The organism is Nocardia bhagyanarayanae (assembly GCF_006716565.1).
In the GTDB taxonomy this organism is placed as follows: Bacteria; Actinomycetota; Actinomycetes; order Mycobacteriales; family Mycobacteriaceae; genus Nocardia; species Nocardia bhagyanarayanae.
Genome location: NZ_VFPG01000001.1, coordinates 287,548 through 304,885 on the forward strand (window position 1 = coordinate 287,548; position 17,338 = coordinate 304,885).

17 protein-coding genes are annotated in these 17,338 nt (G+C 67.3%); 4 read left to right on the forward strand and 13 right to left on the reverse strand.

Features of this window, described 5'->3' with window-relative positions; all coding sequences use genetic code 11:
- The first annotated feature begins 91 nt into the window (after positions 1 to 91).
- A complete protein-coding gene (locus tag FB390_RS01230) occupies positions 92 to 511 on the forward strand; it encodes a cupredoxin domain-containing protein (RefSeq protein ID WP_141807291.1) in 420 nt (139 codons plus the stop codon).
- A 6-nt stretch (positions 512 to 517) separates the two neighbouring features.
- Here FB390_RS01230 and FB390_RS01235 read toward each other — a convergent pair whose 3' ends face one another.
- Complete coding sequence (locus FB390_RS01235) at positions 518 to 1,006, reverse strand: MarR family winged helix-turn-helix transcriptional regulator (protein ID WP_141807292.1); 489 nt, start codon at positions 1,004 to 1,006, stop codon at positions 518 to 520.
- Positions 1,007 to 1,118: 112 nt separating this feature from the next.
- Here FB390_RS01235 and FB390_RS01240 point away from each other — a divergent pair, with 112 nt between their 5' ends.
- Entirely contained in the window at positions 1,119 to 2,309 is a 1,191-nt protein-coding gene (locus tag FB390_RS01240) for an MFS transporter (RefSeq protein ID WP_141807293.1), read from the forward strand.
- 51 nt (positions 2,310 to 2,360) lie between these two features.
- On the opposite strand, the gene glmS is transcribed toward FB390_RS01240, so the two are convergent.
- Positions 2,361 to 4,241 (reverse strand): glutamine--fructose-6-phosphate transaminase (isomerizing), encoded by a 1,881-nt coding sequence (glmS, locus tag FB390_RS01245; protein ID WP_141807294.1) that lies wholly within the window; start codon positions 4,239 to 4,241, stop codon positions 2,361 to 2,363.
- A 36-nt stretch (positions 4,242 to 4,277) separates the two neighbouring features.
- Here glmS and FB390_RS01250 point away from each other — a divergent pair, with 36 nt between their 5' ends.
- Positions 4,278 to 5,132: a dienelactone hydrolase family protein gene (locus FB390_RS01250; protein ID WP_141807295.1), complete on the forward strand. Its 855-nt coding sequence runs from the start codon at positions 4,278 to 4,280 to the stop codon at positions 5,130 to 5,132.
- Between the two features lie 6 nt (positions 5,133 to 5,138).
- Here FB390_RS01250 and FB390_RS34580 read toward each other — a convergent pair whose 3' ends face one another.
- The 6 genes from FB390_RS34580 to FB390_RS01275 all read right to left on the reverse strand — a co-directional run bounded on the left by FB390_RS34580 (position 5,139) and on the right by FB390_RS01275 (position 8,644).
- Entirely contained in the window at positions 5,139 to 5,261 is a 123-nt protein-coding gene (locus FB390_RS34580; protein ID WP_281292295.1) for a hypothetical protein, read from the reverse strand.
- 13 nt (positions 5,262 to 5,274) lie between these two features.
- A complete protein-coding gene (locus tag FB390_RS01255) occupies positions 5,275 to 5,640 on the reverse strand; it encodes a hypothetical protein (protein WP_141807296.1) in 366 nt (121 codons plus the stop codon).
- Between the two features lie 65 nt (positions 5,641 to 5,705).
- Positions 5,706 to 7,304: a hypothetical protein gene (locus tag FB390_RS01260; protein WP_141807297.1), complete on the reverse strand. Its 1,599-nt coding sequence runs from the start codon at positions 7,302 to 7,304 to the stop codon at positions 5,706 to 5,708.
- 33 nt (positions 7,305 to 7,337) lie between these two features.
- The gene (locus FB390_RS01265; protein ID WP_141807298.1) at positions 7,338 to 7,649 is read right to left on the reverse strand and encodes a hypothetical protein; all 312 of its coding nucleotides are present in this window, start codon (positions 7,647 to 7,649) and stop codon (positions 7,338 to 7,340) included.
- A 380-nt stretch (positions 7,650 to 8,029) separates the two neighbouring features.
- A complete protein-coding gene (locus tag FB390_RS01270) occupies positions 8,030 to 8,338 on the reverse strand; it encodes a DUF6802 family protein (protein ID WP_141807299.1) in 309 nt (102 codons plus the stop codon).
- Positions 8,339 to 8,452: 114 nt separating this feature from the next.
- Positions 8,453 to 8,644, reverse strand: coding sequence for a PspC domain-containing protein (locus FB390_RS01275; RefSeq protein ID WP_141807300.1), 192 nt, complete (start codon positions 8,642 to 8,644; stop codon positions 8,453 to 8,455).
- Between the two features lie 223 nt (positions 8,645 to 8,867).
- On the opposite strand from FB390_RS01275, the gene FB390_RS01280 reads away from it, so the two are divergent.
- Positions 8,868 to 10,520: an ABC-F family ATP-binding cassette domain-containing protein gene (locus tag FB390_RS01280; protein ID WP_141807301.1), complete on the forward strand. Its 1,653-nt coding sequence runs from the start codon at positions 8,868 to 8,870 to the stop codon at positions 10,518 to 10,520.
- Positions 10,521 to 10,550: 30 nt separating this feature from the next.
- On the opposite strand, the gene FB390_RS01285 is transcribed toward FB390_RS01280, so the two are convergent.
- From FB390_RS01285 to FB390_RS01305, 5 genes are all read right to left on the reverse strand, one after another.
- A complete protein-coding gene (locus FB390_RS01285; protein ID WP_141807302.1) occupies positions 10,551 to 11,429 on the reverse strand; it encodes a hypothetical protein in 879 nt (292 codons plus the stop codon).
- A 1,447-nt stretch (positions 11,430 to 12,876) separates the two neighbouring features.
- Positions 12,877 to 14,253 carry a phosphoglucosamine mutase gene (gene glmM, locus FB390_RS01290; RefSeq protein WP_141807303.1) on the reverse strand — a complete coding sequence of 459 codons (1,377 nt, stop codon included), beginning with the start codon at positions 14,251 to 14,253 and terminating at the stop codon, positions 12,877 to 12,879.
- A 208-nt stretch (positions 14,254 to 14,461) separates the two neighbouring features.
- A complete protein-coding gene (gene rpsI / locus FB390_RS01295; RefSeq protein WP_141807304.1) occupies positions 14,462 to 14,962 on the reverse strand; it encodes a 30S ribosomal protein S9 in 501 nt (166 codons plus the stop codon).
- Positions 14,959 to 15,402 (reverse strand): 50S ribosomal protein L13, encoded by a 444-nt coding sequence (gene rplM, locus FB390_RS01300; RefSeq protein WP_141807305.1) that lies wholly within the window; start codon positions 15,400 to 15,402, stop codon positions 14,959 to 14,961. The genes rpsI and rplM overlap by 4 nt, the downstream gene beginning before the upstream one ends.
- 176 nt (positions 15,403 to 15,578) lie before the next feature.
- On the reverse strand, positions 15,579 to 17,297 hold the full coding sequence (locus tag FB390_RS01305; RefSeq protein WP_141807306.1) for a hypothetical protein: 1,719 nt from the start codon (positions 17,295 to 17,297) through the stop codon (positions 15,579 to 15,581).
- Positions 17,298 to 17,338: the final 41 nt, after the last annotated feature.

The following is a 17,338-nucleotide window of genomic DNA, read 5'->3' on the forward strand; positions in this document are numbered from 1 at the left end:
CCTCGCGCGCCGAATCCGCCGTGCCACAAACCCCGCTGCACGGCTCCGGTCGTGCGCAGGGCTTCCGGCTGTGCCACTAAGCTCGAACATCATGCCGATGGTTAGCCGCGCCAAGTCCGCTCCGATCGTCACCGCGTTCGCCGTGGCGGCGACGCTGTCGCTGGTCGGCTGCGGCTCCGACGAGTCCGCCCCCGAGCGGAACGGCACCGCGCGGGCAACGTCGACAGCCGCGACACCGACCGGCGATCGCAAGCCCGCCAGCGTCACCGTCGACGTGGACGACATGAAGTTCTCCCCTGAGAACGTCACGGTCGGCGTCGGCGACACCGTCAGGTGGAAGTTCTCCGACAAGGCGCCGCACTCGGTGCAGGGCATCGGCGACAAGGCCATGGGCATCAACAGCCCGATCTTCGACAACGGCGAGTGGAGCTACACCTTCACCCAGCCGGGCACCTACCGCTACCTGTGCACCCTGCACCCGGAGATGCGCGGCACGGTCACCGTCCAGTAGGTCCGGTCACACCGGCCGGTACTCCCGCATCCGCGCACCGCGCGCGGACGTGTTCAACGCCTCGACGGCCGCGACGAGCGGCGCCAGTTCCGGGTCCGCAGCTGCCTGTCCAAGCGCGCTGGACAGCGCGGCATCGTGGGTGGGGCGGGCCTGGCCGAGCAGCAACTCACCCTCCGGCGTGACGTCGGTGTAGATGCCGCGCCGGTCGTCCGGGCACAGATAACGCTGCAACAGCCCGCGATCCTCGAGCCGGGAGACCAGCCGCGTCGTCGCGCTCTGACTCAGCACCACCGCGTCGGCGACTTGGTTCATCCGCAGATGCCCGCCGGGTCCGTCGTGCTGGCGACTCAGCACCACCAGCAGCGAGTATTCGCGCACGCTGAGCCCGTGGCCGGACTGCAACGCGCGCTCGATGTGGGCCTCGATCCGATCGTGCAGCAGCGACAGTGCGTACCAGCCATCGGCGAGACCGGTCAGGGCGGCATCCGCGGTCATGCCATCAGGATACCCACCTTCCGCAATAGCCCGCGCTTGCAATTATCACGCGTCTGCAATTATTGTTGACGCCTGTAATGCTCAGGCGCAATCTCCTGTGGAGGCTTCATCCATGCCGCTCGCACTGCTCGCCCTGACTCTCGGGGCCTTCGGTATCGGCACCACCGAATTCGTCGTGGTCGGGCTCCTGCCCGACATCGCCGACACCTACGCGGTGTCGATCCCCACCGCCGGGCTCCTGGTCACCGGCTACGCACTCGGCGTCGTACTCGGCGCACCGGTGATGACGGGTCTCGGAACCCGCATCGCCCGCAAACGCATGCTGCTCGGCATGCTCGTCCTGCTCGTCGCTGGAAACGTACTCTCCGCTGTGGCACCGACTTTCGGTGTCATGCTGACCGGGCGGATCGTCGCCTCGCTGGCGCACGGCGCGTTCTTCGGCATCGGCGCGGTCGTCGCGGGCAGCCTGGTGGCGCCCGACCGCAAGGCCGGTGCGATCGCCATCATGTTCACCGGACTCACCCTCGCCACGGTGGCCGGCGTGCCGCTGGGCACGCTGATCGGGCAGCAGTTCGGCTGGCGGCTCACCTTCCTGCTCGTCGCGCTGGTCGGACTCGTCGGCCTGGTCGGAGTCGCCGCTCTCGTCCCGGAACAGCCGGCGCCTCGTGACGCGCGGCTCGTCCACGAATTGGCCGTCTTCCGCAACCCGCAGGTTCTGCTCGCGATGGCGATGACCGTGCTCGGCTTCGGCGGCGTCTTCGCGGCGATTACCTACCTCGCGCCGATGATGACCGAGGTCACGGGCTATGCGGAGAGCTCGGTCACCTGGCTGCTGGTGCTGTTCGGGCTCGGCATGTTCGTCGGCAACTTGATCGGCGGCCGCTACGCCGACCGCCACCTCATGCCGATGCTCTACACCGCGCTCGCCGCGTTGGCCGCGGTCCTCGCGCTCTTCACGCTCACCGCGCACAGCAAGCCGGCCGCCGCGATCACCGTGGTGCTGATCGGCGCGCTCGGTTTCGCCACCGTCCCGCCGCTACAGAAGCGGGTCCTCGATCAAGCCGCGGGCGCCCCGACTTTGGCCTCGGCGGTGAACATCGGCGCCTTCAATCTGGGCAACGCCCTCGCGGCGTGGCTCGGCGGGCTGGTCATCGCCGCGGGCTACGGATACACCGCACCGAATTGGGTCGGGGTGGCGCTGGCGGTCAGCGCGCTCGGGCTCGCGGTCGTGTCCGGTGTGCTGGAGCGCAGGCCAGTTCGGGATGCCGATGATGCGCAGCGGGAGCTCGTCGCCACCCACTGAAGCCGAACGGGCCCCGGAGTCGCTCCGGGGCCCGTTCACATGCTCTGAGAGTTATTCGACCGTCACCGATTTCGCCAGGTTCCGCGGCTTGTCGACGTCGTAACCGCGCTCCTGCGCCACCTCGGCGGCGAAGATCTGCAGCGGGACAGTCGAGAGCAGCGGCTGGAAAAGCGTTGGCGCCGAGGGGATTTCAATGAGATCGTCGGCGAACGGACGCACCGTGTCGTCGCCCTCCTCCGCGATCACGATCGTCCGCGCGCCACGCGCCTGGATCTCGCGGATATTGCTGAGCAGCTTGGAGTGCAGCACCGCGCGACCCTTCGGCGAGGGCATCACCACGATCACCGGCAGTCCGTCCTCGATCAGCGCGATCGGGCCGTGCTTGAGCTCGCCGGCGGCGAAGCCCTCGGCGTGCATGTACGCGAGTTCCTTGAGCTTGAGCGCACCCTCCAGCGCCACCGGGTAGCCCACGTGGCGGCCGAGGAACAGCACGGTCGGGACGTGCGCCAGTTCCCTCGCGATCGCGCGCACCTGCGGCGCGGTCTCCAGCACTCGCTCGACCAGCTTCGGCATGGCCTCCAGCTCGCGGAACTCGCGCGCCACCTCGTCGGGGTACTTGGTGCCGCGGGCCTGCGCCAGCGCCAGACCCACCAGGTAGTTCGCGGCCACCTGAGCCAGGAACGCCTTGGTGGAGGCGACGCCGATCTCGGGACCGGTGCGGGTGTAGAGCACCGCGTCGGACTCGCGCGGGATCTGCGCGCCGTTGGTGTTGCAGATCGCGAGCACGCGCGCCTTCTGCTCCTTGGCGTGCCGCACCGCCTCCAGCGTGTCGGCGGTCTCACCGGACTGCGAGATCGCCACGACCAGCGTCGACCGGTCCAGAACCGGGTCGCGGTAGCGGAACTCGCTGGCCAGCTCCACCTCGACGGGCAGGCGCGTCCAATGCTCGATCGCGTATTTGGCCAGCAGACCGGCGTGATACGAACTGCCGCACGCCACCACGAAGACCTTGTCGAACTCGCGCAGCTCCTGATCGGCGAGACGCTGCTCGTCGAGCACGATCCGGCCGCCGGACTCGTCGGTGGTGAAGTGCCCGATCAAGGTGTCGGCGACCGCGGTCGGCTGCTCCTCGATTTCCTTGAGCATGAAGTAATCGTGGCCGCCCTTCTCGGCGGCCGCCAGATCCCAGTCGATGGTGAACGGGCGGGTGCGCACTCCGTCCTCGGCGCCGGAGAAGTCGGTGACCTTGTAGCTGTCCGAGGTGATCACCACGGCCTGGTCCTGACCGAGCTCGACCGCCTCGCGGGTGTGCTCGATGAACGCGGTGACGTCCGAGGCGATGAACATCTCGCCCTTGCCGACGCCGACGACCAGCGGGGTGCTGCGGCGCGCCGCGACGATCACGTCCGGGTGGTCGGCGTGGGTGAACACCAGCGTGAACGCGCCCTCCAGGCGGCGCAGCACGGCCAGCGCGCTGGCCGGGAAGTCACCGGCGGTCGGCCCGTCGGCGTAGGCGCGGGCCACCAGGTGGACCGCGACCTCGGTGTCGGTGTCGCTGAGCAGCTCGACGCCCGCGTTCTCCAGCTCGCGCCGCAACGGCGCGAAGTTCTCGATGATGCCGTTGTGCACCACCGCGACCTTGCCGGAGATGTCGCGGTGCGGGTGCGCGTTGCGGTCGGTCGGCGCGCCGTGCGTCGCCCACCGGGTGTGTCCCATGCCGGTGGTGCCCGCGAAGCCGGCGACCCCGGTCTCGGCCAGCTCGGCCTCCAGATTGGCCAGCCTGCCCGCCTTGCGCTCGACCGCGAGAGCGCCCGCTCCGTCCAGGATTGCGACGCCCGCGGAGTCGTACCCGCGATATTCCATGCGGCGCAATGCGTCAACGACGACGCCGAGCGCGTCCCGGTACCCGACGTAGCCAACGATTCCGCACATGGCTCACCAGAGTACTTATCGGATAACGTTCACGTCGTGTCGGCGTCTGTGAAATCGCTACTGAGCACCCTGACCAGCCGCGGCCCGCACCGGGTGCTGCGGGGGAACCTGGCCATCGCGGGCCAGCCGGGGGTGGTCTACACGCCCGAGAACGGGCTCGGCCTGCCCGCCGTCGCGTTCGGACACGGCTGGCTCACCGGCGTCGCCAACTACCGTGAACTGCTCCAACACCTGGCGTCCTGGGGTTTCGTCGTCGCCGCACCCGACACCGAGCGCGGGCCGATTCCGTCACATCTCGGCCTGGCGACCGACTTGCTCACCACGCTCGACATCTGCACCGGCGTGCGCCTCGGCGACGGCGAGATCAGCGTGCACCCCGACAAGCTCGCCTTGGTCGGGCACGGCATGGGTGCGGGCGCCGCCGTCATCGCCGCGGCACAGCGCCGAGTCGCCGCGATCGCCGCCCTCTACCCCGCGCCGACCGCCCCCTCCGCGGAGACCCTCGCTCCCGACCTCGACATCCCCGCGCTCGTCGTGGCCGGCGACGACGTTTCCTCCGTCAGCTGCAACGCGCTGTCCCTGACCGCGGCCTGGGGCGGCGAAGCGCTCCTGCGCACCGTCGACGGCGCCTCCCACAACGGCATCATCGAGGGCCGCCGCGCCCTCGCCGCCCTCGGCGCGAGCAAGCACGAAGCCAAGACGTCCCGCACCACCCGCGCCCTCCTCGTCGGCTACCTCAACTACCACGTCCTCGGCGACAAGACCTACAAGCCCTTCGCCGACCCGGAAGCCGCCATCCCCCACACCCAACTCGTCGACCCGAACGCCCCGCGCGAAGAGGAACGGCCGAAACTCTCTGTCGGCACCCTCGCCCAGTTGCTGCGGAAGTAGCGCGGCTCACCCGCAGATCGGCGCGTCCACCCACCAGTGGTCGATGAGCTGCTCGGCCTTGTAGCCCGTTCGATCGATACCGATCAAGTACCTGGACAGCCGCGGGTCGTCCGGGAAGGTAGTGAACACGTCGCCTTCGGGTTCAGATCAACCAACTCTTGCGCCGGTAGTACTCCGACTCGGGGTCATCGTCCTCATCGATCGGTGTGACCACATCCTTCGATTTGCGCGCCGCGATGGACCGGGCGATCGCCTCCCGCTGCTCCCGTGCCTCCGCCGCGAGTCGTTCCTGCTCGGCACGGGCCTCGACTTCCTGCCGCTCCTTTTCCTCGGCCTCGGCCTGGGCCTTGGCGATCTCCTCGCCGTGCTCTGCCCAGAACTCCCGCATCGCCGCCGCGGACTGCTCCGCGAGTTCGCGACTCTTGTCGGCTGTCCTCCGGTTTATATCGATCAAATCTTCGGAGATCGCCGCGGATATCCGACGGCACTCGTCGCCGATCCGGTCCATCTCCTCGGCGTAATTCACCATGACTGCACTCCTAGCCGTTCCCGATCACACTGCCTGGACCGGAATCACAACGGTCCCGCCTCGGCCAACTGCGCACCGCTGTCGAACGGCTCCTCCGGTTCCGCGTCCTCTTCCACAACGGGCGCCGGAATCGGCTCCGGCTTGTACTCGCCGTCCTCTTCCCGCTTGGTACTTGGCGGAACCGACGGCGTCGCACCGGGATTGCCGGTACCGCCCTCGGGATTCTGACCGCCGTCGGCGGGCTTGTCCTCGCCGGGAGGCGGAGTCTCTTCCTCGCCAGGCTTCTGCTCGGTACCCGTGATGACCGGATTGCCGTTCTCGTCGAACTTCATGCCGTATTCGTGCGATGTGCCGTCGGGATCGGTGGCGACCAGCTTCAACTGTCCGTCGGGACCCATTTCGACCGTCAAATGCTTTCCAGCGAGGTCGAACTCGGCCTTCGCCTTGTCGTCCTTGTTCTCCTCGTCGGTCTTCGCGTCCTCTTCCGACTGCTTCGTGACCTCTTCCAACTGCTCCAATGCCGTGTCGACGCCGTCTTGAATGACGCCGCTCAGCGCGCTGAGGCCCGTGCTCAATCCTGTAGTGAGGGTGCTTGCCAGCGGAGAGAGCGTGCTCACCAAGCTCGCGAGACCTTCCAACGGGTTGGACGTCGTGGTGTTCGAAGGGTTGGTCGTGTCGTCGTCGGTCGTGTCGTCCGGCGTGGTGCCCGGGCTGGGACCCGGGCTCGGTCCGGGACTTGGGCCTGGGCTGGGACCCGGACCGGGATTTCCCGGCGAAGGGTTGGTGGTTTTGGGCGTCCCGGCGGGTCGGGGGTACGACTCCTCGGAAATCTTCTTCACCGCGTTGATAATCAGATCGTATGCCTCGGTGACCTTGAGATCCGTCTGATTACAGGCTTCGAGGAATTTTGTTGTTTTCGCTGCGTAGTCCGGCTTGAAGACGTTGTCCAGCCAGTGTTTACATCTGTCTTTGATCATCTGCTCGTATGGCGAGCCCGGGAAGATCACGCCGCCCATGAATTGATTTGTGACGTAACCCTTGAAACCGTCTTTGACCCCTTCCAGCATGTCCGGGAAGATGCGCACGACCTTATTGGCTTCGCTGTCCCCGGACCAAGTGTTGGTCCACGAGACACCCTGCGCACCCGAGATGATCGCGTCGATATCTTCGGCCGTCTTGCCGTCGATCCTCACGTGTTCGCCGTGCTCCAAGATCTGGAGAACCTGGTCCGACTTGATTTTGACGGCCAAACGAAGGCTCTGCGGAGCCTTTTCGAAGGCCCCGAGAATTTCCTGCGCGACCTTGGCGTCTGCTTCGGCCAACCTGAGTTGAGTCGACATCATCGTCAGCGCCGCGGTTGCCGCGTCACCCTGCCATGCCTGCGCGATGCTCTGCGACGTCTTCGATTGCGCACCGTACTGTTCTTGCATCGCCGTGACAACCTCTTTCAAGGCGTCGACCGTATGCGTGAGCTTGTCCTCGTTCAGACCGTTCTGCTCGTAATACCGCTTGTGCAACTCTTCGTAGCCCTGCAGGCTGCTGGGCAAATCACCGAAAGCACGCTTATAACGCGGCTCGAATTCTTCGAAGTACAGCAGCATCTTCGATCCGTAATCCAGCAACTGAGCGATAGTGCTGGACACGGGAGCATCGGAAGTCATTCTTCGGTCCCCCGGTCACTTGTTGTTCAGTTCGCTGGCGCGCTGTTCGTCCACGGTGGAGTAACTGACCACCGCCGCGCCGATGACGTCCGCGGTAGCGCCGCTCGCATTGGACCAGTCGTCGATGCGCTGACGCAGCGCTTCGAGCCCGCTCTGGATGTCTTTGCCTTTGCTTTGGTATTTCGTTCCGGCGTCGCCAGGCCCGAAGAGGTTGTCGCTGATCTTCTTGATCTGATTCTTGACGACGTCGGTCGACGCCTGAAGCTCGTTGCTCAACCTGCCGAGCTCACCGGTCTTGACACCAAGCGTGTTGCTCGTGTTGGTCATCAGTACGGGGCCCCTCCGTAGTCGCTTCGTCCGATCCCCAGCTCGGAACCCTAGGTAACCAACCTAGGCACGCCGAGTATCGCCATACCTTGTTCGACGCGCTTGGCCTGCACTCGGTTCCATCGGATCCACGCGATTCGCCGCAGTCGTACCGAGAAACCTACTGGGCGGGGCGGCGCGGCTCAATCGGGGCCGTTGTGCGTGGACGCAGGTTCCGATGATCCGCACATGATGTGCGGATCATCGCAGCCTGCGGCCTTGTTCACCCCTCGGAGGGGTCGGCGTTCGGGGGCCGTATGAGCGTGAGTGTAGTTGGGCGGTGGTAGCTTTCGGGAGTTTGTGGCGGGTGGCTTCGGCAGCGCACCCGCCGCGAACGTCGGCTACTCGCCGATCTTTCCCTGGTCGGTGCGGATCCATTCGGAGGAGCCGTCGGGGTGGCGGTGGAACTCCCAGGCGGCGTAGTCGCCGTCTTTTTCGACGACGGTGACGTGGTCGGCGAGGCCGTCGTGGTCGTAGTCGGTCCAGACCTGCATGGCGTCGTCGCCCTGGGTGGTGATGGAGTCCAGGATGCCGTCGGCGTTGATGTCCTGGGTGGGCTGGTTCAGTTCGACAGCCCCGAGGCCGTCCAAGGGGGTGGACGCGTCGATGTCGGGTAGATCCATGCCCGGGAACTCGCCGGACGTGATCATGGCTCCTCCTCGGACGGGACTCGTGCGATGGTGCGGAACTCCGGCAGGCGCGCGGAATCACCCCATCCTGTCATCCACGAGTCCCTGGCGCAGCCCCCGACCCGGTCACGGTGATCACTTTTTCGGAATCACCAGCCACAGAACGAGGTACAGGATGAACTGCGGGCCGGGCAGCAGGCAGGACAGGACGAACAGCAGCCGGACGATGCCGGCGTTCCAGCCGAAGTACTGTGCGATGCCGCCGCAGACTCCGGCGATCCACTTGTCGTGGGAGGTGCGGGTGAGGCGGCGGACGGGTGCGGTCATCGGATTTCCCTCTCTGGTGTCGATCGCTGTGCCATCCACTCTCCGCGTGCGGGTGCTCGCGCACATCGGTCCGTCGACCCATCGCGACCCTGATTTCCGTGCGCCTCCACTCAGGGTGAAACCCCGAGCGGGGGCGCGGTTCCGGTTCGCCCGGACTCCGAGGGCGTCCTTTCGAGTGCGGCCCCGTGCGGCGGGCCGACGCGAACACGGCAGACTTCTCCCTGTGAGCACCACTTTGCATGCGCGCGGACTCTCCGCCGGACACGGCGAACGCACCCTGTTCGACGATCTGGATCTGACGCTCGCTCCGGGCGACGTGATCGGCTTGGTCGGCGTCAATGGCGCGGGCAAGTCGACGTTGCTGCGCATGCTCGCCGACCGAGCGACGCCCACCGGCTCGATCACGCTCAGCCCGCCGGACGCGACGGTCGGCTACCTCGCGCAGGAGCCGGAGCGGATTCCCGGCGAAACGGTCTTGGAGTTCCTCGGCCGCCGCACGGGGGTAACGGCGGCGCAGCACGCGATGGACTCCGCCGCGGAACGGCTTGCCGAGGGCGGTGCCGACGACTACACGCCCGCGCTGGAACGCTGGCTCGCGCTCGGCGGGGCGGATCTCGATCAGCGGGCAGAGGAGGTCGCCGCCGAGCTCGGCCTCACCGAGAGCCTCGCGAGCGGGTTGGACACGCCGATGACGGGTCTCTCCGGCGGTCAAGCGGCGCGCGCCGGTCTGGCCTCGGTCTTGTTGTCCCGCTTCGACATTCTGTTGCTCGACGAGCCGACCAATGATCTCGACCTGGATGGACTCGCTCGGCTCGAGCAGTTCGTCACGGGCGTGCGGGTGCCGCTGATGGTGATCAGCCACGATCGAGAGTTCTTGGCGCGCACGGTGAACCGGATCGTCGAGCTGGATCTGGCGCAGCAGCAGGTGGGCGTCTACGACGGTAGCTACGAGTCGTACCTGGCCGAACGGGCGATCGCGCGACAGCATGCCAGGGACTCGTACGAGGAGTACGCCGACACCAAAGCGGCGCTGGAGGCGCGGGCGCAGATGCAGCGCAACTGGCTCGAGCACGGAGTGCGCAACGCTCGCCGCAAGGCTCGCGACCCGAAGAAGCTGGATTCCGACAAGGCGGGCCGAAAGATGCGCGCTGAGTCGACCGAGAAGCAGGCGGCCAAAGCCCGCCAGACGCAGCGCCGTATCGAGCGGCTGGAAGCCGTGGAGGAGCCGCGCAAGGAGTGGGAGCTGCGGATGTCCATCGCCGCGGCGCCGCGCAGCGGGTCGGTGGTAGCCACGGTCTCCGACGCGACGGTCACCCGCGGTGATTTCACCCTGGGGCCGGTGACGACCCAGGTCGACTGGGCCGATCGGATCGTGCTGACCGGTGCGAACGGTTCCGGCAAGTCGACACTGCTCGCGCTGCTGCTCGGCAAGATCCAGCCCGACTCGGGGACCGCGGCGCTCGGCTCCGGTGTCGAGATCGGGGAGGTCGACCAGGCGCGCGGACTCTTCCGCGGAACAGCCTCCCTCGCGGACACTTTCAGCGCGGAAATGCCGGACTGGCCGGACGCCGAGGTCCGCACGTTGCTGGCGAAGTTCGGGCTGCGCGGGCCGCACGTGCTGCGTGCCTGCGACACGCTCTCGCCCGGCGAGCGCACGCGTGCGGCGCTGGCGCTCTTGCAGGCACGCGGGGTGAACCTGCTGGTTCTGGACGAGCCCACGAACCACCTCGACCTGCCCGCGATCGAACAGCTGGAGCAGGCCGTCGAATCCTTCACCGGCACGATGCTGCTGGTTACGCACGATCGACGGATGCTGGATTCGGTTCGCGCGACCCGACGTTGGCATATGGACAACGGCAAACTCGTCGAGGACTGACCGGTCTTCCCGGAGTTGGGTAACCATTGCTCACCGCCCCCGCATCGCGCACCGGATGGGCTCGATGAAGTTTTCGGGTCGCTGGTACACATCGGTGGCGGTCGCGTAGTAGACGGTCCAGCCGTCCGCGGAGAGCCAGTTGTGCCGCCGGTCGTCGCGCGCTGCCGCGGCTTCGCCGGAATGCCATGTGGCGCTGTCGTACTCCAGGCCGATCCGCCACTCGGGCCAGCCGAGATCGAGTCGCCGTAGCCCGTTCCTGGTCGACACCTCGACCTGTGGCTCTGGGCGTGGCAGTCCGGCGTCGATACAGCGCAGCCGCGTCCGCGACTCCATTGGCGACTCCGCACGACCGTCCGCGAGTTCGATCAACTCCACCGCTTGCACGTAGCCGCGACGGCCACGGTGACGTTCACTCTCTGCGAGCAAGGCCGTACAGGACAATCCGAGGCGCAGTCCGGAGTCCAACGTCGCCAGTGCGTCGAGGCGGTCGGAGGTACGCGCGACATCGACGGCGGTTCGGATCGCGTTCGTGGCGACGATGCCGTGGATCAGTTCCAGATCCCCCGGCCCTGTCCGATCGCCGTGTACCACCAAGCGCGAGGTCCGCGATCGCTGAACGCCGAGCACATGCGTTGTGCTGCTCCCGGACACCGCGAATCCATGCAGCTCCGCGGCGGTCTCGTACGCGGCTGCCAGCGACTGGGCTCCAATTGATAGTCGCGCGGCCTCCACTCGCAGTTGAGGGGTCGGCGTTGTCGCGGATTCGCGGTAGACACCGTGGAACACGCGCACCCAGTCGCCGCGGTCGACGCGAGTGCGCATTTCGGCACGGGTGTACTCGCACAAGGCCTGCCAGGCGGTGAAGGCGCCGAATTGCTTGTCTCGAACTTCGGTCAGTCCCGGTCGCATGGGACCACTTTGGGCTCATCGCGTGGAGGGCTGGATTTGGTGACCTGGGGAAATGGTTGGGCGGTGGATAACTCTGGGCCTGTGGACAACTCGCCGGTTAGTGGGTGCAGGGACTGATACCGCGTCGGAGGTCGGTGGTACTCGGCTGTTCGTAGGTCCGGGGCTCGGGGTTAGTCGGGCATCTTGGGCGCTCGCCTGTGGTTGTGGCGGGGAAATTTGGCTGGTCGTTCTGATGGGTGACTCGCATTCTGGCTGGCGGCTGGGAAACCGGTGGGTCGCGCTCTGGCTGGCGACTCGCGTTTGGGGTGGTGGTTGGGAATCGGGTTGGTCGCGCTCTGGTGGCCAACTCGTGTCTGGGGTGGTGGCTGGTGAACCGGTGGGTCACGTGCTGGTGGGCGAATCGCGTTAGGGGTGGTGGCTGGTGAACCGGTGGGTCACGTGCTGGTGGGCGAATCGCGTTTGGGGTGGTAGCTGGGAATCGGATTGGTCGCGCTCTGGTGGCCAACTCGCGTTTGGGGTGGTGGCTGGTGAACCGGTGGGTCGCGCGCTGGCTGGCGCCTCGCGTTTGGGGTGGTGGCTGGGAATCGGATTGGTCGCGCTCTGTGGAGCAACCCGCGTGTGGGGTGGTGGCTGGGGCGAGACTCCAAAAGCTCTACACCCTCGCATAGTGCGCCCACCCAGGCATTCCTCGAAGCAGTGCTGGGCACGACGAGTGCCGTACCCGACTTACCTCCCGCAGTCGGGTGGGATAGCGCAACTCCCAGCCCGCTCCACCGGCTGTGGTTACGTCCACAGACCTGGGATGAGGAAGGAGTCGAAATCGACGGGAGAGAAATGGTGGTTACCAAGGCGGTTTCAACCACCATATGACTACCGTCGAAACCATTTCACTATCGACGGTAGTCAAATGGCGGTAGAGGCCTTGACACCAGAGGAGCCAGAAGAGCCCACAACCGACAAACGCGACAACACCCCTCCCGTCACCGCCCCACAACGCAACCACAGCCAGTCGACCACGCCGGAAACCGAACCCACCCCACCCAACAGCGGGAGGTAAGCCGGGTACCCCACCTAACGCGCCCAGCACCGCTCACAGGCAAACCATGGCAGGCAAACCAACCCGAACCAGCGAACCCGGGATCACGTCACCCAACGCAACCACGAAACCGAGCCCGCCGCCACCGCCTTACCCGTTCTAGGAAGACCAGCTCTGGGTACACCAGCCTCAGGCTGTCACTGCCAAGCCTTGAAACACGCGACCAGCCTCCGAAGCCAGCCTCTCGGCACACCCGCCTCCAGCTGTCACTGCCAAGCCTTGAACCGAGGGACCAGCCCGCAAAGCCGAGCTCTCGATTCACCAGCCTGCGAAACCGAGCTCTCGGTTCACCAGCCCGCAACCCTCACCGCCACCCCTGAAACGCCAAGCGATGCAAGCCGACCAACGAACCTAAACCGACGCAACCCGCTTCGCCAGATCATCCGCGAGCTGCTTCGCCTGCACCGGATCCGTCGCCTCGACCATCACCCGAACCAACTGCTCGGTACCGCTGGGACGCAACAGAATCCGCCCGGAATCCCCGAGCACACGCTCCGCTTCCGACACCGCATCACGCACTTCCGGCGCGGCGGCAACAGCCGCCTTGTCGTTCACCGGCACGTTGACCAGCACCTGCGGCACCGTCTCCAGGACGCTGGCGAGGTCGGCGAGGGTGCGGCCGGTCTGGGCCATACGCGCCATCAGGCGCAGGCCGGTGAGGATGCCGTCGCCGGTGGTGCCGTACTTCGGGAAGACCACGTGACCGGACTGCTCGCCGCCGAGGCTGTAGCCGCCGCGGCGTAGTTCCTCCAGCACGTAGCGGTCGCCGACGGCGGTGGTGCGCAAGCTGATTCCGGCGTCGCGCATGGCGATGTGCAGGCCGAGGTTGCTCATGACGGTGGCGACCAGCGTGTCCTTCGCGAGTTCGCCCGCGTCCTTCATGGCGAGGGCGAGGATCGCGAGGATCGCGTCGCCGTCGACGATATTGCCGTCGGCGTCCACGGCGAGGCAGCGGTCGGCGTCGCCGTCGTGGGCGAGTCCGAGGTCGGCGCCGTGCTCGCGGACCGCGGCCTGCACCTGCTCGAGATGGGTCGAGCCGCAGCCGTCGTTGATGTTGAGGCCGTCGGGTTCGGCGTTGATGGCGATCACCGTCGCACCGGCCTCGCGGTACGCGGCGGGACCGACCTCGGCGGCGGCACCGTGCGCGCAGTCGACCACCACGGTGAGCCCGCTCAGGTCCTGCCCGGTGCCCTCGACCAGATGCTCGACGTACCGCTCGTGCGTGCCTTCGAGGCTGTACTGATCCGGGATGACCAGGCCGTGGTCGCGCGCGCCGGAGGCGTTCAGAACTCGGCCGATGCCCGCGCCGGTCGGACGCTGCGCGGCGTCTTCGGCGAGCAGTGCCTCGATCCGGTCCTCGACGGCGTCGTCGAGTTTGTGACCGCCCGCGGCGAAGATCTTGATTCCGTTGTCCGGCATGGGGTTGTGCGAGGCGGAGATCATCACGCCGAGGCACGCGTCGTACAGGCCGGTGAGGTAGGCGACCGCGGGCGTCGGCAGCACACCCACCGAGAGCACGTTCACGCCCGCCGCGGTCAGCCCGGCGGTCACGGCGGCCTCCAGCATCTCGCCGGATGCCCTCGGGTCGCGGCCGACCACCGCGAGCGCGCGCTTCTTGCCGCGGCCGAGCACCTGCGCCGCCGCTTCGGAAACTCGCAGTGCCAGTTCCGGACTCAGCGATCCGTTGGCAAGCCCGCGGACACCGTCGGTGCCGAACAAACGTCCCATACCTCGCCCCTCATCGGTGGTTTCGCGACATGCGCGTTGGCCCGCAGGCGTCGGCCTGAGCAACCGCAGGGCCCGAACGCCGCGACTCAATACAGCGAGAGCAGGCGACCAGCGGTGCTGGAAGCCTGCTCTCGTACAGCTGCCGCGCCGACCATACCGCCCCCGGCACCCCCAGGGTGCCGGATGGCGGTGATCGACGAAGCCAAAATCAGCGCTTCGAGTACTGAGGCGCCTTACGCGCCTTCTTCAGACCGTACTTCTTGCGCTCGGTGGCACGCGGGTCACGGGTCAGGAAGCCGGCCCGCTTCAGGGCGGGACGGTCCTCGGGGGTGACCTCGATCAGCGCGCGGGCGATAGCCAGACGCAGGGCGCCTGCCTGGCCCGACGGGCCGCCGCCGACCAGGCGGGCGTGCACGTCGAAGGACTCGGTGCGCTCGACGGTCACCAGCGGCGACTTGACCAGCTGCTGGTGCACCTTGTTCGGGAAGTAGTCCTCGATGGTGCGGCCGTTGAGCACGAAGTTGCCGGAGCCGGGCAGCAGCCGGACGCGGACGACGGCTTCCTTGCGGCGGCCGACGGTCTGCACCGGGCGATCGATGACGACCGGGGCGTAGGCGGCGGGCTCGGCGTCGTAGCCGTAGTCCTCCTCCACGACCTCGACGGCGGCCTCGTCGGCGAAGTCCTCGTTGAATTCCTCGGGAGCGGTCACTGGGCCACCTGCTTGATCTCGAACGGAACGGGCTGCTGAGCGGCGTGCGGATGGTTCGGGCCCGCGTAGACCTTGAGCTTGCCCGCGATCGCGTTGCCCAGCTTGTTCTTCGGGATCATGCCCTTGACGGCCTTCTCCACGAGACGCTCCGGACGGGTCTCCAACACCTGACCGACAGTGCGCGACTTGAGGCCGCCCGGGTGCCCGGAGTGGTGGTGGATGAGCTTGTCGGTGCGCTTGTTGCCGGAGATGGCAACCTTGTCCGCGTTGATGATGATGACGAAATCGCCACCATCGAAGTTCGGCGCGTAGGTCGGCTTGTTCTTGCCACGCAGCAGATTCGCTGCCTGGACGGCAAGACGGCCGAGCACTACGTCAGTGGCGTCGATGACGTACCACTTACGGGTCACGTCACCCGCCTTGGGGCTGTACGTAGGCACAGTGCTTCCCTGTCTGTCGTCGGTGTTGCCAGCCAAAAGCGTGCGGTCGAGGTGATCCCGGCGGCCGGTTGAGACCCGGGCCTCGGTGTGCGAACTGGTGATCCACGAGGAATCTCCCGATCGCCCACACGCCAACGCAGAACGATACCAGGAAGGTATCGAGGGCCCGAATTCGGTCAGATCTCGACCGGGGCCCCCGGGTCGATCGCGCCCGGCGGGCCGGGCACCACGTAGCGCAGTGTGTCCATACTCGGCGGCGCGCATTCCGAATCCACCGCGGCGGGCTCCCGGACGGCGGCGATTCCCTGCTTGCGCTCGCCCGGCGCGACGTGTGGCGTCAGACCGCAGGCCACGGGGACGACCTCGTCGACCACCGAACGGATCGACTCGGCGGCGCCGGTGAGCTCGATCCGGTCGCCCTCGGCGGGCATGGCAACCACGGCCAGCGCCACCGCACCGGCGATGGTGTGCGCGCCGAACAGGTTGCCCTTCATCTTGCCCCAGATCTTGCCCTTGCGGCCCTTGCCGTCCTCGTCGTCGTCCTCTGACTCCGACGCGGGCTCCTGCCAGGAACCTTGCTGGTTCGGCGGCGGATAAGGCGACCGCGGACCGGGCGGGGGCGAGCCGGGAGCCTGGTAACCGAGGGCGGGATTCCGCTGATCGTCGCCGTGCTGGCCCGGCGGCCTGGTGAACCGGCTGCCCAATTCCGCAAGGTTCGGCGGGAGACCGCGCGCCAGCTCCTCGCGGGTGACGCGGGTGGTCGGCTCCTCGCTGGGCGCGGGTTCGGTGTTCGGCCGCACGGTCGGGTAACCGGGGCCGTAGGTGACCACGGGCGATCCCGACGGAGCCTGCGGGCCGAGATCGGGCCGCTGCGCCGTTTCCGGTGGACGGTGAGCCGATTCGACCGGCCGCTGCGCCGGTTGCACAGGTGGTTCGACGGGACGCTGCATCGGTTCGACAGGCCGCTGACCCGCATCGGCCTGCCACTGCCCCGGATGCTGAGCTTGCGGCGGATAGTCGCTCCGACCGCCCTGCTCTGGCTCCTCGACCGCGCTGTCCGTGACCAGCAGGTGCGTGGCCCCCAGCACCAACGCGTGCATCGGATGATCGGCGACCTGCAACCGGTGACCCAGGTGATTCTGGAACGCGAATCGCAGCGCCTCGTTGAAGCAGACATTGCCGCTCAACAACACCGTCGAAGTGTCCGCGCCGATGGAGCGGGCCGCGGCCATGACCTCGATCACCACATTGTCGGCCGAGCGCGCGTCCCGCATGGCGTCGCTGGTGACCGGCACGTCGACCGATTCGGTGGGCTGCTCGTCGTCACCGTGCACCGCGACGACCAGCATCGTGCGGCCGTCGGAGTAGACGCCGGTCGCGCCGACACCGCGCGGATTGCGCTGATCGGGCGCGCGCACCAAGCCGAGCGCGCGCACGTACCCCGAGAGCGCGACGCTCTCCGGCAGCGGTTCCACCACCACGTCGAGCGTCTCGACGAGCTCGGCGTACACCTCGACCTTCTCGTCCGGCCAGCCGTCCGGGAAGGGCAGCGCCACCACGTCCGGCTTGCCGCGCAGGTACTTGCCGATGGCGGCGAGCGGGTTGTACATCCTGGCGCGGAAGACCATCTCCGCGGGCCAGGTCGCCCCGGCCACCACGATCTGCGGGTGACCGAGGATGTCGCGCACGTCGGCGATGGCCATCCCGAGGTCGGGACGCTGCCGGTCGACACCGGCGGTGTGCAGCCGGCCGGACGAATCGGCCAGCAGATACGCCGGCGGCGTGTACGTACCCTCCACCTGCACCGGCCGGATCGGAGTTCGCCCGCCGCCCGCTGCCACGGACACCACATCCCAACCGAGATGCACTGCCCCTACTCGCACCGTCACAGTCATAAGTGTGCCTGCTGCGCGAGCGAGATGCGCGCGATCCCAGC